The organism is Litchfieldia stipae, from assembly GCF_014837155.1.
Taxonomy (GTDB): domain Bacteria; phylum Bacillota; class Bacilli; order Bacillales; family Bacillaceae_L; genus Litchfieldia.
In genome coordinates this window covers 46,364-60,700 of record NZ_JACYHA010000006.1, presented here as the reverse complement: position 1 = coordinate 60,700, position 14,337 = coordinate 46,364, and the positions used below count along the sequence as shown (strand labels likewise).

17 protein-coding genes are annotated in these 14,337 nt (G+C 36.1%); 16 read left to right on the top strand and 1 reads right to left on the bottom strand.

Annotated features, from left to right (window positions below; all coding sequences use genetic code 11):
* Positions 1-76 precede the first annotated feature (76 nt).
* Positions 77-751 (top strand): deoxyribose-phosphate aldolase, encoded by a 675-nt coding sequence (gene deoC, locus F7888_RS09425; protein ID WP_191778934.1) that lies wholly within the window; start codon positions 77-79, stop codon positions 749-751.
* A gap of 48 nt (positions 752-799) precedes the next feature.
* Here the strand turns inward: deoC and F7888_RS09420 are convergent, their stop codons facing one another.
* Entirely contained in the window at positions 800-1,729 is a 930-nt protein-coding gene (locus F7888_RS09420; RefSeq protein ID WP_191778933.1) for a Na/Pi symporter, read from the bottom strand.
* Positions 1,730-2,024: 295 nt separating this feature from the next.
* On the opposite strand from F7888_RS09420, the gene rpsU reads away from it, so the two are divergent.
* The 15 genes from rpsU to recO all read left to right on the top strand — a co-directional run bounded on the left by rpsU (position 2,025) and on the right by recO (position 14,316).
* Complete coding sequence (rpsU, locus tag F7888_RS09415) at positions 2,025-2,198, top strand: 30S ribosomal protein S21 (protein ID WP_015595024.1); 174 nt, start codon at positions 2,025-2,027, stop codon at positions 2,196-2,198.
* Between the two features lie 16 nt (positions 2,199-2,214).
* Positions 2,215-2,658: a GatB/YqeY domain-containing protein gene (locus F7888_RS09410; protein WP_191778932.1), complete on the top strand. Its 444-nt coding sequence runs from the start codon at positions 2,215-2,217 to the stop codon at positions 2,656-2,658.
* A gap of 193 nt (positions 2,659-2,851) precedes the next feature.
* The gene (locus F7888_RS09405; RefSeq protein WP_225228716.1) at positions 2,852-4,210 is read left to right on the top strand and encodes an NfeD family protein; all 1,359 of its coding nucleotides are present in this window, start codon (positions 2,852-2,854) and stop codon (positions 4,208-4,210) included.
* Positions 4,211-4,234: 24 nt separating this feature from the next.
* Positions 4,235-5,224 (top strand): flotillin-like protein FloA, encoded by a 990-nt coding sequence (floA, locus tag F7888_RS09400; protein ID WP_225228700.1) that lies wholly within the window; start codon positions 4,235-4,237, stop codon positions 5,222-5,224.
* Positions 5,225-5,292: 68 nt separating this feature from the next.
* A complete protein-coding gene (locus F7888_RS09395; RefSeq protein ID WP_191778931.1) occupies positions 5,293-5,814 on the top strand; it encodes a hypothetical protein in 522 nt (173 codons plus the stop codon).
* A gap of 100 nt (positions 5,815-5,914) precedes the next feature.
* The gene (gene yqfC / locus F7888_RS09390) at positions 5,915-6,199 is read left to right on the top strand and encodes a sporulation protein YqfC (RefSeq protein WP_191778930.1); all 285 of its coding nucleotides are present in this window, start codon (positions 5,915-5,917) and stop codon (positions 6,197-6,199) included.
* 17 nt (positions 6,200-6,216) lie between these two features.
* Positions 6,217-7,407 (top strand): sporulation protein YqfD, encoded by a 1,191-nt coding sequence (yqfD, locus tag F7888_RS09385; RefSeq protein WP_191778929.1) that lies wholly within the window; start codon positions 6,217-6,219, stop codon positions 7,405-7,407.
* A 3-nt stretch (positions 7,408-7,410) separates the two neighbouring features.
* Positions 7,411-8,376 (top strand): PhoH family protein, encoded by a 966-nt coding sequence (locus tag F7888_RS09380; RefSeq protein ID WP_191778928.1) that lies wholly within the window; start codon positions 7,411-7,413, stop codon positions 8,374-8,376.
* A 133-nt stretch (positions 8,377-8,509) separates the two neighbouring features.
* On the top strand, positions 8,510-10,702 hold the full coding sequence (locus F7888_RS09375; RefSeq protein ID WP_191778927.1) for an HD family phosphohydrolase: 2,193 nt from the start codon (positions 8,510-8,512) through the stop codon (positions 10,700-10,702).
* Entirely contained in the window at positions 10,699-11,169 is a 471-nt protein-coding gene (gene ybeY / locus F7888_RS09370; RefSeq protein ID WP_191778926.1) for an rRNA maturation RNase YbeY, read from the top strand. The genes F7888_RS09375 and ybeY overlap by 4 nt, the downstream gene beginning before the upstream one ends.
* Complete coding sequence (locus F7888_RS09365) at positions 11,147-11,539, top strand: diacylglycerol kinase family protein (protein ID WP_191778925.1); 393 nt, start codon at positions 11,147-11,149, stop codon at positions 11,537-11,539. Before ybeY ends, F7888_RS09365 begins: the two co-directional genes overlap by 23 nt.
* A 173-nt stretch (positions 11,540-11,712) precedes the next feature.
* Complete coding sequence (locus F7888_RS09360; protein ID WP_412095990.1) at positions 11,713-12,111, top strand: cytidine deaminase; 399 nt, start codon at positions 11,713-11,715, stop codon at positions 12,109-12,111.
* A complete protein-coding gene (gene era, locus F7888_RS09355; RefSeq protein ID WP_191778923.1) occupies positions 12,104-13,012 on the top strand; it encodes a GTPase Era in 909 nt (302 codons plus the stop codon). The genes F7888_RS09360 and era overlap by 8 nt, the downstream gene beginning before the upstream one ends.
* 350 nt (positions 13,013-13,362) lie before the next feature.
* Entirely contained in the window at positions 13,363-13,506 is a 144-nt protein-coding gene (locus F7888_RS09350) for a YqzL family protein (RefSeq protein WP_191778922.1), read from the top strand.
* Positions 13,507-13,548: 42 nt separating this feature from the next.
* Positions 13,549-14,316 (top strand): DNA repair protein RecO, encoded by a 768-nt coding sequence (gene recO / locus F7888_RS09345; RefSeq protein WP_191778921.1) that lies wholly within the window; start codon positions 13,549-13,551, stop codon positions 14,314-14,316.
* The last annotated feature ends 21 nt before the right edge of the window (positions 14,317-14,337 follow it).

The following is a 14,337-nucleotide window of genomic DNA, read 5'->3' as shown; positions in this document are numbered from 1 at the left end:
TGGCCTTTTTAGGTCATCTTATTAATGTTATGATGAAAAAGTTCGTTCAACCTATTATAAAGGAGTATTAATACATATGAATCCAACTGAAATCGCAAAAACAATTGATCACACGGCTTTAAAGGCAGATACCACGAAAGACCAGATTGTTGAATTATGTAAAGAAGCGAAGGAATATCAATTTGCATCTGTATGTGTCAATCCAACTTGGGTAGCTACTGCTGCGGAGTTATTAAATGGTACTGATGTAAAGGTTTGCACAGTTATTGGTTTTCCATTAGGAGCCAATACACCAGAAACTAAGGCATTTGAAACAAAAGATGCAATTGCTAAGGGTGCAACAGAGGTTGATATGGTCATCAATATTGGCGCATTAAAGGACAAAAATGATGAGCTTGTTGAGAGAGATATTCGTGCAGTAGTTGAAGCTGCTAAAGGACAAGCGTTGACAAAGGTAATTATCGAAACAAGTCTTCTTACTGAAGAAGAAAAGGTACGTGCATGTGAGATTGCAGTTAAAGCAGGCACTGATTATGTGAAGACATCAACTGGTTTTTCAACTGGTGGGGCAACAATTGAAGATATTCAACTAATGAGAAAAACGGTTGGACCAGATATTGGTGTAAAAGCATCAGGTGGTGTTCGTGATACAAAAGGTGCTGAAGATATGATAGAAGCAGGCGCAACAAGAATTGGAGCAAGTGCAGGAGTAGCTATTGTAAATGGTCTAACTGGATCTTCAGACTACTAATCCAAAGTGAGCAAAAAGGAATTCGGCGATGTCGAATTCCTTTTTTGTTTACACACGTTTTGGATGGAATCTTATAATAAATGTTGCTAATAGTCCAGAAAAAGGTAATGCAATTAATGAAGTCAGGACATTAAATATTAAACTTACATGAGCTAATTGAATATCTGGTACAGATGTCATCATCACTGCTACTGCACCTAAACTTTTTATAAAAGGATAAAATAAAGCAACACCAATAATATTAATCCAAATATGAGCGTAAGCTGCAAGCTTAGCCTCATGGGTTGAACCAAGACTCGCTAAAAAAGCAGTGATACATGTTCCAATATTCGCACCTAAAATAATCGCTATTCCAGCATGTAAAGATAATAAATGTTCATTCATAAATCCCATGATGATACCTGTTGTTGCGCTACTTGATTGAATAATTGCTGTTAGAAGAGTGCCTAGTCCAATACCAATTAGTCCATGATCATTAGTATATTGGAAAAATGAATGAATGGAAGGGAAGAGTGACAAAGGATGCGCTAGCTGTTCAAACCCATTCATTGAAACAAATAAACATCCTAAGCCAAATAACAGAGCTCCAAAACTAAAGACTTGTTGATGTCGAATAAACAAGCATAAGAAACCTATAATAAGAAAAGGGATGATAGCTTCATAAATATCAATTGTAATCAATTCAGTTGTAAAGGTTGTTCCAATATTTGTTCCTAGAATAATCCCGATAGATTGTTTGAAGGTCAAGTACCCTGTAGCAATTAAGCCAACAACTAAAACCATGACAGCTGAACTACTTTGAATAATTGCAGTTATAATCGTTCCTGTAATTAGTCCTTTTATAGGATTATCAGTAAAAGAGATCAACCATACCTTTACTTTTTCTTGTGACAAATTATATAAACCTGTCCTCATAACGGTCATGCCAAAAATAAAGATAGCAATATATACTGCAAATAAGGAGATTATCTCTAACATTATTTCACCGTCCACCTCTTTAAAAATCTTGTCCTAAGACAATTGTATGGACAAGGCAAAGAATACATGCCAAAGAAATTTACAGAGGGCACAATTAAACACATTATTTTTATAAAAAAATATATAGGTTTATGAATTGTTTCATATAAATACGGTTGACCAGAGATTACTGTTATATTATAATTGCAAAGTACATGTTTATTTTTATTTCAAAAGAATAAATGAAGATAATATTAAGGTTATCAAACATGTTTATTAAGACGTTTAGTGGTTGTTTTGGAGGGAGGGAAATAGAATGTCAAAAACGGTCGTTCGTAAAAACGAGTCGCTTGAAGACGCTCTTCGCCGCTTCAAACGTACGGTATCAAAGTCTGGTACTATACAAGAAGCAAGAAAGCGCGAATTCTATGAAAAGCCTAGCGTAAAGCGTAAAAAGAAGTCTGAGGCAGCAAGAAAGCGCAAATTCTAATAAGAGGGTGTAGTTTATGAGTCTTCTTGAGCGTTTGAACCATGATATGAAACAAGCGATGAAGAATAAAGAAAAAGACAAACTTTCTGTGATTCGGATGGTTAAATCATCTATTCAAAATGAACAGATTAAGATTGGCCAAGAGTTATCCGGAGATCAAGAATTAACTGTCCTAACTCGTGAATTAAAACAACGTAAGGATTCCCTCCAAGAATTTAATAGCGCCGGTCGAGAAGACCTTGTTAATAAAATTCAGTCTGAAATTGAAATTTTAGAAGTGTACATGCCTAAACAGTTAAGTGAAGAAGAAATTGTGCAAATTGTGAAAGAAACAATTGCAGAAGTGAACGCTTCATCAAAAGCTGAAATGGGTAAAGTAATGGGAGCCATCATGCCTAAGGTTAAAGGAAAAGCGGATGGGACACTTGTTAATAAAATTGTACTTCAGCAGCTTTCATAAAAAAACACCTTACACTGTAAGGTGTTTTTTTATTACAATACTAACTATCTAAAATACATTAATGCGAATAGTTAAAACACTATTATTTTATATTTTTTTTAAAAAAAATGAAACCAAACGAAAACTCATTCGTATTACTTTACATAAACGGAAAACAATATACTTAAATAGATGTAGAAGGGGGGAAGGAATGATGGCAAACAAAATGAAATTTAGACAAAAATATAGACGAGGAATTCTGTCTTTTTATCTCTTTTTAATTTTTTCTGCATTAATACTAGCATTCGTACCACAAAAAGCACAGACGAATTCTAATGGTGAACTCGTCTACGTAATTCCAGTAGAAAATGCGGTAGAAAAAGGATTGTATGCTTTCTTAGATCGTTCAATAACTGAAGCAGAGGATAACAATGCCAGCCTGATCATTTTAGAAATCCATACACCAGGTGGAGCTGTTGATGCAGCAACTGATATTGGGAAACGAATACGTGATTCTGAAACACCGATCGTTGCATTTATCCATACAGATGCTCTTTCAGCAGGGGCATATATTGCTCTTAATGCAGATGAGATTTATATGACAAGTAATGGACGAATGGGTGCAGCAACGGTTATTACTGGAGATGGAAATGCTGCAGATGATAAGTCAACCTCTGCATGGTTAGCTGCAATGAGAACAGCAGCTGAGCATAATAATAGAAATGTAGAATATGCGTTAGCGATGGCAGATAAAGAAATTGACCTTCCTGATGTGGATGCACCAAAGGGTAAGCTGTTAACCTTAACAGCTGATCAAGCACTTAGTGTTGGATATGCAGAAGGTATTGCTGATAGCCGCGCGCAATTAATATCTCAACTAGGCTTTGAGAATGCAGCCGTTGAAGTAATGGAAGTTAGCTTTGCTGAAAAGCTTGCTAGATTTATTACTCATCCTGTCGTAGTGCCGATTTTATTATCAATTGGAAGTCTTGGACTTGTGTTAGAGCTCTATTCACCTGGCTTTGGTATTCCAGGGATTATGGGAGCATCAGCACTTGTATTATTCTTCTTTGGTCATATGGTAGCAGGTCTTGCCGGGATGGAATCACTAATTTTGTTTGTTGCTGGGATTGTGCTCATCCTATTAGAGTTTGTCGTACCAGGCGGAATACTTGGATTTATAGGTCTTGGTGCGATTATTGCAAGTATGTTTTTTGCAACAGACGATATTGGTCATATGGCTATTTCGTTATTAATAGCTCTTGGAATCACAATGGTTGTTTCCATCATTCTATTTAAAGTGTTTGGAAAACGAATGAGAATACTACGAAAAATTGTTCTAAGTGATTCAACAAACACTGAAAGTGGATATATCTCTAATGTTAGTCGTGTCGAGTTACTAGGGGCAGAAGGCTTTGCACTTACAACACTAAGACCTTCGGGAACTGCTTTAATCAACAATGAACGAATTGATGTAGTCACAGAAGGTGGGTATATTGAAAAGAACAAGAAAATTGTTGTTGTAAAAACAGAAGGTACACGTATTGTAGTTAGAGAAGCAGTAGAATCATAATAGTTTTAAGGAGGAAAAAGAAAAATGATAGGACCAGAAGCGATTATTACATTATTACTAGTAGGTTTGGCAATCATTGTCATTGCTGTCTTCTTTACATTTGTTCCGGTCATGCTGTGGATTTCAGCATTAGCAGCAGGTGTAAGAGTTAGTATCTTCACATTAATTGGGATGAGGTTACGTCGTGTAATCCCAAGTCGTGTTGTTAATCCATTAATTAAGGCAGTAAAAGCAGGTTTAAATGTTAACACAAACCAACTGGAGAGCCATTATCTTGCAGGTGGTAATGTAGATAGAGTAGTTAACGCATTAATTGCTGCACAACGTGCAAACATTGAATTAACTTTTGAAAGAGCGGCAGCTATCGATCTTGCTGGTCGTGATGTTCTTGAAGCGGTTCAAATGAGTGTAAATCCAAAGGTTATTGAAACACCATTTATTGCCGGTGTTGCGATGGACGGGATTGAAGTAAAAGCAAAAGCACGTATCACTGTTCGAGCAAACATTGACCGACTTGTCGGGGGTGCTGGGGAAGAAACAGTTATCGCACGTGTTGGTGAAGGGATTGTAAGTACGATTGGTTCACAGATTGACCATAAGAAGGTATTAGAAAATCCAGATATGATTTCTCAAACTGTATTAGCAAAGGGATTAGATGCAGGTACTGCATTTGAAATTCTCTCAATTGATATTGCGGATATTGACATCGGTAAAAATATTGGTGCTGTGCTTCAAACAGACCAAGCTGAAGCTGATAAGAAGATCGCACAAGCTAAGGCGGAAGAGCGTCGTGCTATGGCTGTTGCACAAGAACAAGAAATGCGCGCTCGTGTAGAAGAAATGAGAGCGAAGGTTGTTGAAGCAGAAGCTGAAGTACCATTAGCGATGGCTCAAGCCCTTAAATCTGGTAATATTGGTGTCATGGATTACTTGAATCTAAAGAATATCGAAGCTGACACAGATATGAGGGATTCTATTAGTAACATTTCTGACGATAAAGAAGATAAAGAATAATAATAGATGGGGGGTGTGATTCCCCTCATCATTTAAACCTCGACCTTGAAAGGAGGTTTATCGTTCTCGTGGATATTATTGGAGATTTAATTGAATTTATAATGGGTAATCTCTTTTTTGTTGTCCTGATTCTTGGAGCTATTTTTAACTTCCTTAGACGCAAGCCTGATACTGAACAGGCTCCAAATAAAGAAAGTAGACGTACTGGACCTGAATCAAATCAAGGTGAAGGAAGAACTCAGTTGAAGGATATCTTTCAACAAATTGAAGAAGCCTTCAAAGAAGAACAAGAGGCACAACAGCCAAAGCCTACTCCGAAAGAACAACCAGCACCAATTGTTGAACATCGAGTAGAAAGTCAAGAAATGATGGACCGATATGAACGTCTAAAAGAAACTAGCAGACATGAGGCCGTATCAGATCGTTTGAAACCAAAGGCATCAACTCAAGTACAACGAAAGAGTACCCAAACAAGCCGATTGTCTTTATCGAAGAAACAAGCCTTACAGGGTGTTGTTTGGGCTGAAATTTTAGGTCCACCAAGGGCTAAAAGATCACTTTCAAGTAGTCGTCAATTAAATAGACGATAGCTAACTATAGGTCCTTGATAAAAACTAAGGCAAATATATAAACATTGTTCTATGAACCTCCTTTTTCTCATAAATATGAGTTGAAAGGGGGTTCTTTTTTATGGCAAAAAAATGGAGACATCAAATGAAAAGTTGGATCACGTCCAAGATGGAACTACCCGCTGATGTGATGATGGATCTACCAAGGATTACAATGATAGGTCAATTGCATATATACATTGAAAACCACAGAGGACTACTGACCTTCACAGATAAAGAAGTGCGTCTGTTATTAAAACAAGGACAACTTCTGATTAAAGGAGAAGCATTTGTCATTAAGACTATCCTGCCTGAAGAAATCATGCTAGAAGGAAAGATAAATAACGTTATATATATCGATAATTAGCTTGTAGGAGGATTTACATGAAAAACGAATGGATTAACTTTTTTTCAGGTAGTGTTCAAGTGAAGGTAACAGGAAGAGGACTTGAACGCTTTCTCAACGAATGTGTTCGTGAGAAGATTGATATTTGGAATGTAAGGAAACTTGGAACAGAATCACTTACTTTTTACATTCATTTAAAGGATATTCGCAAAGTCAGACCAATCATAAGAAGAAGTGAATGTAAACTCAGCTTCCTAGATAAAAAAGGGTTACCTTTTTTAATGAGAAAATCCATCTTAAACAGTGGATTTGCGATAGGAGCTGTGCTCTTTTTTGCTCTTATCATCATTCTCTCAAACATGGTTTGGGGGATTGAGATAAAAGGGGCCAAGCCTGATACAGAGCATTTGGTTAAGAAGGAATTGGAGAAGATGGGGATTGAAAAAGGGAAAATGCAGTTCACATTAGAAAATGTTGAGGATATTCAACGTCATTTAACAGATAATATTGATCAAATTACGTGGGTGGGTGTGGAGTTAAGAGGGACGACCTATCATTTTCAAGTGGTCGAGAAAAATCAACCTGAAGCTCCTGAGTCATTTAGTCCACGTCACATTGTTTCAACAAAAAAAGCTGTTATTACAGATATCTTTGTTGAACAAGGAACACCACTTGTTAAAGTAAATGATTACGTTAATAAAGGACAGATTCTTGTATCTGGGGAGATTGGAACAGATGGAGAAAAGCCACAGTATGTTCCGGCTAGAGCCAAAATTTTTGGTGAAACTTGGTACAAGTCTGATGTAGTGGTAGAACTTTCAACGAAATTAAATGTGTTTACCGGCAATAATAAAACCAAACACTACCTTCAAATAGGTTCTTTATCTATACCAATTTGGGGATTTGGAAAACATGAGTATAAAGATTTTGTAACAGAAACAAATGATCATTCAATTAAGTTTATGAAATGGAGTTTACCAATAGGGTATAAGCATGTAACAATACGTGAAAAAGAAGAAAAGATTCGAGAATATACTGAGAAAGAAGCAATAGCAGCTGGAAAAGAATATGGGAAAACAAAATTAGAAAAAGGTTTGGACGATGATGCGGAAATAATTGGTGAAAAAGTTTTGCGCCAAACTACTAACAATGGTAAAGTAAAAATGGAAATATATTATAATGTTATCGAAAATATCGTAACAACGATACCATTAGTTCAAGGAGACTAAAGGATGTCAGAAGAGTTAATTATGATGAAGCAACAAATTGATAACCCAAATGAGGCAATCGCTCTCTTTGGTAATAATGATGTACACTTAAAAAGAATTGAAGAAGAATTAAAAGTTTCGATTGTCACAAGAGGCGAAAATTTAAATGTCTCAGGCGATCAACAGGATGTTAAGGTCGTTGAGGATGTTCTTAATTACCTCCTGATCGTTATTCGTAAAGGCGTAGCAATAAGTGAGCGAGATGTTATTTACGCGATTGAAATGGCGAAAGTTGGCAAGTTGGATTCGTTTGAGCACCTTTACGATGAAGAAATTGCAAAAACTGCAAAAGGGAAATCAATTAGAGCAAAAACATTAGGACAGCGTCAATATGTGAGCTCAATTAAATCGAAGGATTTAGTGTTTGGGATTGGACCTGCAGGAACTGGAAAAACATATATAGCCGTTGTCATGGCTGTAACAGCACTGAAAAATGGCCAAGTTAAGAAAATTATTCTTACTAGACCGGCAGTAGAAGCTGGTGAAAGCTTAGGTTTTTTACCTGGAGATTTAAAAGAGAAAGTTGACCCATATCTTCGCCCTTTATATGATGCACTACATGATGTATTAGGGACGGAGCACACTGAAAGAATGATCGAACGTGGCACGATTGAAATTGCTCCTCTTGCTTATATGAGAGGACGGACATTGGATGATGCTTTTGTCATTTTGGATGAAGCCCAAAACACAACTCCTGCTCAAATGAAGATGTTCTTAACCCGATTAGGATTCGGCTCAAAAATGGTGATAACAGGTGATATTTCTCAGGTTGATTTACCAAAAGGAATTAAATCTGGACTAAGTGCTGCTACTGAAATCTTAAAAAACATCAAAGGAATATCATTTAATTTCTTAGATCAATCTGATGTAGTACGACATCCGTTAGTAGCAAGTATCATACAAGCATATGAAAAGGGAACCAATCAATAAGACCCACACGTATGGGTCTTTTTGGTTTATGATATATAAAAACTTTACAAGAAAACGATAACTTTTTGGTAAAGATAGCCTATAATGAAGTTATAGGCAGGTTTAGTTGCTTTATGTAAAGGAAGGTGAAGTCATGTCGTTTAAAAAATCGTTTACTACTTTCTTATCAAATGCTAAAGGGTTTAAGTTTCTTCCTTTAATTGTATATATTCTTATTGGTGCAATCATGTTTAGTTCGATGTTTAGCAGTGTAAAACCAGAAAAATTAAATCTCGAGCTATTTAAAATCTCAGAACAGACGATACGCTCACCATATACAATTGAAGATAGAGCTAGTACAGAAAAGAAACAAAAAGAAGCAGAAGATCAAGTTGAGGATGTGTACACTCTAAATACTGATTATGCTGCTAACCGTGTCGATCTAGTCACGTCGATTTTTGAATCAGTTTCAGAAGTGAATGAAGAGTCTAGTGAAGATTATACGAAGAAGCTTCAGATTTGGGAAGAAACTTCAGAAGAAGAACGTGGTGAAGAGCCCAAAAGAGTATCATTAGAAAAGAAACTTGAATTATTAAACACAAAACTTCCAACTGATATCATAGGAGCTCTATCAACCTCTGTATTTACTGTGCTATTAGAGGCCTCGCCAGAGCAACTTTCACGAGCAAAGGATTCGACAGTTACTGCTGTAAATAATATTATGAACACTAGAATCCCTGCAAATGAAATTGAAAATGCAAAAAACAATGTTGATAAAGAACTAATGTATGCGAATGTTGATGTAGAAGTAAAAAAAGGAATTACGGAATTAGCAAAATATGCAGTGATACAAAATGTCTTTTTTGATACTGAAGCCACAGAGGAAAAGAAACGACAAGCAAGAGATGCCGTGGAACCAGTCAGAATCCTTCAAGGTCAAATCATTGTTGAAGAAGGAGATTTAATCACTAAGGAAATATACCGTCAGTTGGACTTATTAGGATTTTTAAATAGTGGTAATGCGTTCCAACCATTTATTGGTTTAGTGTTATTAATTCTTCTGCTTATTACTGCTTTTGTCTTTTACTTCCATGATGAAGTACCCCAAAAGCGTAATCGAAATTCGTATATACTCATCTTTGGAATAATCTTTTCAGTATCTCTTGTGTTGATGAAGACAATTAGCTTATTCCAACAAATTGATTACTCTGAGATAGGCTACATTGTCCCAGTGGCAATGGGACCTTTACTAGTTAGACTTTTAATCAATGAACGTGTCGCAATTGTTTCTAGTATCACCTTTGCGATTTGTGGAAGTATTATTTTTAACGAAGGAATTACAGGTACATTTAATTTTTCAGTGGGAATGTACTATTTAGTCTCAAGTCTTGCAGGTGTATTATTTTTAAGTAAATACAATCGAAGAGGAAAAATCCTTCAAGCAGGCCTATTTATATCCTTTGTTAATATTATTGTCATTGCTTCCATTTTATTATTAAAAAATGGAAATTATACTGAATTAGAGATTGGTTTTTATCTTATTATGGCTGTAGTTGCAGGAATTATAGCAGCTGTTTTAACAATTGGATTATTACCATTTTTTGAAGCTGGGTTTGGCATCCTATCAACTATGAGACTAATCGAGCTTTCAAATCCGAACCACCCGCTTCTGCGCAAGATTTTGACTGAAACACCTGGTACGTATCATCATAGTGTAATGGTAGCAAATCTTGCTGATTCAGCTTGTGAAGCAATTGGGGCGAATGGTTTATTAGCTCGAGTTGCATCCTATTATCATGATATTGGTAAAACTAAGCGTCCACAGTTTTTTATTGAGAACCAAATGAATATTGAAAATCCTCATGATAAGATTGCACCACAGTTAAGTAAGAATATTATTATTTCACATGCAACTGATGGGGCAGAATATTTACGAAAGCATAAAATGCCAAAGGAATTTATAGATATTGCAGAACAGCATCATGGAACAACATTATTAAAGTATTTCTATTTCAAAGCGAAAGAAAATAGTGAAAAAGAAATAAGTGAGTCAGAATATCGATATCCTGGCCCTAAAGCTCAAACAAAAGAATCAGCGATTATTGGAATCGCTGATAGTGTGGAGGCAGCGGTAAGATCATTACCAAATCCGACACCTGAAAAAATTAAATCATTAGTATCGAGTATCATTTCAGATCGACTTCAGGATGGCCAATTTAATGAATGTGATATCACCTTAAAAGAGCTTGATATTGTGGCGAAATCTCTATGCGAGACGTTGCATGGCTTCTTCCATTCTAGAATTGAATATCCAGATTCGAACGGACAGAAGGTGAAAGAAGCATGAGATTAGAAATTGATTTTATTGATGAGACTGGTGAGTTGACAGAGGCTCAATTTAGATTATTAGAAGAGCTTCTCAGTGTAGCAGCAGAGATTGAACAAGTAAATTCAGGGTCAGAGCTATCGATTACATTTGTTGATAACAACAGAATACAAGAAATAAATCGTGAGTACCGTGACAAGGATCAACCGACCGATGTGATTTCATTTGCTATGGAAGAGCTTGGAGAAGGTGAAATTGAAATACAAGGAGAAGATTTGCCTAGAATCTTGGGAGATATCATTATATCTATCCCTCGAACAAAAGAGCAGTCTCTTGAATATGGACACTCTTTTGATCGAGAATTAGGCTTTTTGACTGTTCATGGTTTCTTACATTTGCTAGGGTATGATCATGAAACGCCAGAAGAAGAAACTGTGATGTTTTCAAAACAAAAGGAAATATTAGATGCGTATGGACTCACGAGATAATAACGTAAATGAATGGTCTAGATTATGGAATAGTTTTTCATATGCGATCAATGGATTAAAGAATGCTATTATAAAAGAACGGAATTTACAAATCCATCTAGTCATAGCAGTCGTCGTTATTATAGTTGGAATTTGCTTTAAGCTTTCGCTTCTTGACTGGGCGATTTTAACAATTGTAATTGGTGGAATGATTGTTCTTGAATTAATCAATACAGCGATAGAAAGACTTGTTGATCTAGTCACAATGGAATATCATCCGTTAGCAAAAATTGTGAAGGATATTTCAGCAGCAGCTGTGTTTGTTTTCGCAATCATAGCTGTTATTGTAGGCATTCTCATTTTTTATCCTTATGTTGAGAAATGGTTTTGAGTCTTAAGGGATTCCATTTGTTGTTGAAGCAATGGAATTCCTGATACATAATTTAAAGAAAATTCTTACAATTATATTACAAATGGTTTGAAAGCATGAATTCTCATTCATTTTTAGGTAAACTAATAGTAGACCTTTTAAATGGATGGGACATAAGAAAGGAAGAATTCGTAGTGAAAATCGATGAATTAATTAAAGAAGCAAAACAAGCAAGAGAAATGGCTTATGTTCCATATTCAAAATTTCAGGTAGGTGCTGCACTTTTAACAAATGATGGCAAAGTATACCATGGCTGTAATATTGAAAATGCAGCTTATAGTATGACAAATTGCGCTGAAAGAACGGCTTTTTTCAAAGCGATTTCTGAAGGAGATAAGGCTTTTACGGCTCTTGCCGTTGTTGCAGATACTGATGGTCCTGTATCGCCTTGTGGTGCTTGTCGTCAAGTAATAGCTGAGTTCTGTCCAGAAGATATGTCAGTGTATTTAACAAATCTTAAAGGCGATGTGCAGGAGATTACAGTTCGAGATCTACTACCAGGTGCTTTTTCTGCGAGGGATTTAAATGAGTAAACAAGAATATAAATCAGGTTTCGTTTCCATTATTGGAAGACCGAATGTGGGAAAATCAACATTTTTAAATAAAGTAATTGGCCAAAAAATTGCGATTATGAGTGATAAGCCGCAAACAACACGTAATAAGGTTCAAGGGGTATATACAGAGAATCACGCTCAAATCGTCTTTATTGATACACCAGGGATACACAAACCGAAGCATAAGCTTGGTGATTTCATGATGAAGGTAGCACAAAATACCTTAAAAGAAGTGGATCTCATCTTATTTATGATTAATGCAGAGGAAGGATACGGTAAAGGCGATGAATTTATCATTGAGCGATTACAAAACACTTCTACGCCTGTATTTCTAGTGATAAATAAGATTGATAAGGTTCATCCAGATCAATTGTTGCCTTTAATCGAAAAGTACAATAGTTTGTATCCGTTCAAAGAAATTGTTCCGATTTCTGCGCTTGAAGGAAATAATCTACCGACTTTAGTTGAACAGATTAAAGAGTATTTGCCTGCTGGTCCACAGTACTATCCGGCAGATCAGGTGACAGATCATCCAGAGCGTTTTATAGTGACAGAATTGATTAGAGAGAAAGCTCTGCATTTAACAAGAGAAGAAATTCCACACTCAATTGCTGTTGTGATGGATTCGATGGAAAAAAGAGGCGACGGAGATACTGTATATGTAGGTGCAACGATTATTGTAGAACGTGATTCGCAAAAAGGAATTATCATTGGTAAACAAGGAAGCATGTTAAAAGAAATAGGAAAACGTGCACGAGGTGATATTGAAGCTTTACTAGGTTCAAAGGTCTATCTCGAGCTGTGGGTAAAGGTACAGAAGGATTGGCGAAATAAAATGTCCCAATTACGAGACTATGGATTTAGGGAAGATGAGTATTAAAAAATATGGCTGATTTCTAAAAGTTAGTTGTTTTTTCAGATGAATTAATTGAGAATGAGAATTCTAGTAGCCTGAATACACGGAGACTCCCGAGGGATGTGTGAGCAAAGTGAGACCCCGCAGGAGCGCTAGCGACGAGGGGGCTCACCGGTCACCCCTCAGGACGCAGAGTGTATTCAGGTTGCGGTATTAAAAGCAACAATATATACGAAAATAGCCAAAAATATTAATGGTTTAATCACGGATTTACAAAAATTGTGTAACATGATTTTCGGATAGTTGGTCAATATAAATGGTAAGGAATTGGCTAATATTTTGCTAAGCTTAAAATACAGAAAGGTGGGGTTCATATGTTAGATTTTACCTGGAAGGTGTTTAGTCATACAGGTAACATTGATACGTATCTTCTTTTTAAGGAACTAGAATTAGACAAGGAAGAAAGACCCGATTCACATGACGAAGAGCTAGCAGAGGTGGATTTTCCAATTTCTTAACCATACCAATTTATACGGGGTTATACATTGGATGGTGACGATATGTTACAAAAATGCGAAGGCATTGTAATTCGTACCAATAATTATGGTGAAAGTAATAAAATTATTACCTTATTCACTCGAGAATGGGGTAAGGTTGGTGTAATGGCAAGAGGAGCTAAAAAACCGAGTAGTCGGTTAGCTTCCATTACCCAACTTTTTACATACGGCCAATTTTTGGTGCAAAGAACATCTGGTTTAGGTACCTTACAGCAAGGAGAAACAATTAAAACATATAGAAGTATAAGAGAGGATATTTTCCTCACTGCTTATGCCTCTTATGTGGTTGAACTAACTGATAAAAGTACTGATGATAAGAAGCCAAATCCGTTTCTATTTGAGTTATTATCACAAACCTTACATTATATGGATGAAGGGTATGACCTTGATATCCTCTTGTATATCTATGAAATGAAAATGCTGCAGGTATTAGGTCTTTCACCAAAGCTTGATGGTTGTTCGGTTTGTGGTAGTACCGAAGGAGAATTCGCCTTTTCGATTAGAGAGGGCGGTTTTCTTTGTCATCGTTGTTATCAACATGACAAATTTGTGATGAAACTTTCACAAACAACGATTAAGCTACTTCGGTTATTTTATTATTTTGATTTAAACCGACTTGGAAAAATCGATGTGAAACAAGAAACAAAGGACGAGCTAAAAAAAGTAATCACGGCTTATTATGATGAATATTCTGGGCTTTCTATTAAGTCAAAACGGTTTTTAAACCAAATTGATGGTCTCAGAGAGATGATGTCACCCAAAAAAGAATGAAATTCGCAGGGCGGGGTTGAC

Excerpts from the sequence above, each read along its gene's own strand:
- deoC (WP_191778934.1), top strand. The coding sequence starts at position 77 with ATGAATCCAACTGAAATCGCAAAAACAATTGATCACACGGCTTTAAAG.
- F7888_RS09420 (WP_191778933.1), bottom strand. The coding sequence starts at position 1,729 with ATGTTAGAGATAATCTCCTTATTTGCAGTATATATTGCTATCTTTATT.
- rpsU (WP_015595024.1), top strand. The coding sequence starts at position 2,025 with ATGTCAAAAACGGTCGTTCGTAAAAACGAGTCGCTTGAAGACGCTCTT.
- F7888_RS09410 (WP_191778932.1), top strand. The coding sequence starts at position 2,215 with ATGAGTCTTCTTGAGCGTTTGAACCATGATATGAAACAAGCGATGAAG.
- F7888_RS09405 (WP_225228716.1), top strand. The coding sequence starts at position 2,852 with ATGGCAAACAAAATGAAATTTAGACAAAAATATAGACGAGGAATTCTG.
- floA (WP_225228700.1), top strand. The coding sequence starts at position 4,235 with ATGATAGGACCAGAAGCGATTATTACATTATTACTAGTAGGTTTGGCA.
- yqfC (WP_191778930.1), top strand. The coding sequence starts at position 5,915 with ATGGCAAAAAAATGGAGACATCAAATGAAAAGTTGGATCACGTCCAAG.
- yqfD (WP_191778929.1), top strand. The coding sequence starts at position 6,217 with ATGAAAAACGAATGGATTAACTTTTTTTCAGGTAGTGTTCAAGTGAAG.
- F7888_RS09380 (WP_191778928.1), top strand. The coding sequence starts at position 7,411 with ATGTCAGAAGAGTTAATTATGATGAAGCAACAAATTGATAACCCAAAT.
- F7888_RS09375 (WP_191778927.1), top strand. The coding sequence starts at position 8,510 with ATGTCGTTTAAAAAATCGTTTACTACTTTCTTATCAAATGCTAAAGGG.
- ybeY (WP_191778926.1), top strand. The coding sequence starts at position 10,699 with ATGAGATTAGAAATTGATTTTATTGATGAGACTGGTGAGTTGACAGAG.
- F7888_RS09365 (WP_191778925.1), top strand. The coding sequence starts at position 11,147 with ATGCGTATGGACTCACGAGATAATAACGTAAATGAATGGTCTAGATTA.
- era (WP_191778923.1), top strand. The coding sequence starts at position 12,104 with ATGAGTAAACAAGAATATAAATCAGGTTTCGTTTCCATTATTGGAAGA.
- F7888_RS09350 (WP_191778922.1), top strand. The coding sequence starts at position 13,363 with ATGTTAGATTTTACCTGGAAGGTGTTTAGTCATACAGGTAACATTGAT.
- recO (WP_191778921.1), top strand. The coding sequence starts at position 13,549 with ATGTTACAAAAATGCGAAGGCATTGTAATTCGTACCAATAATTATGGT.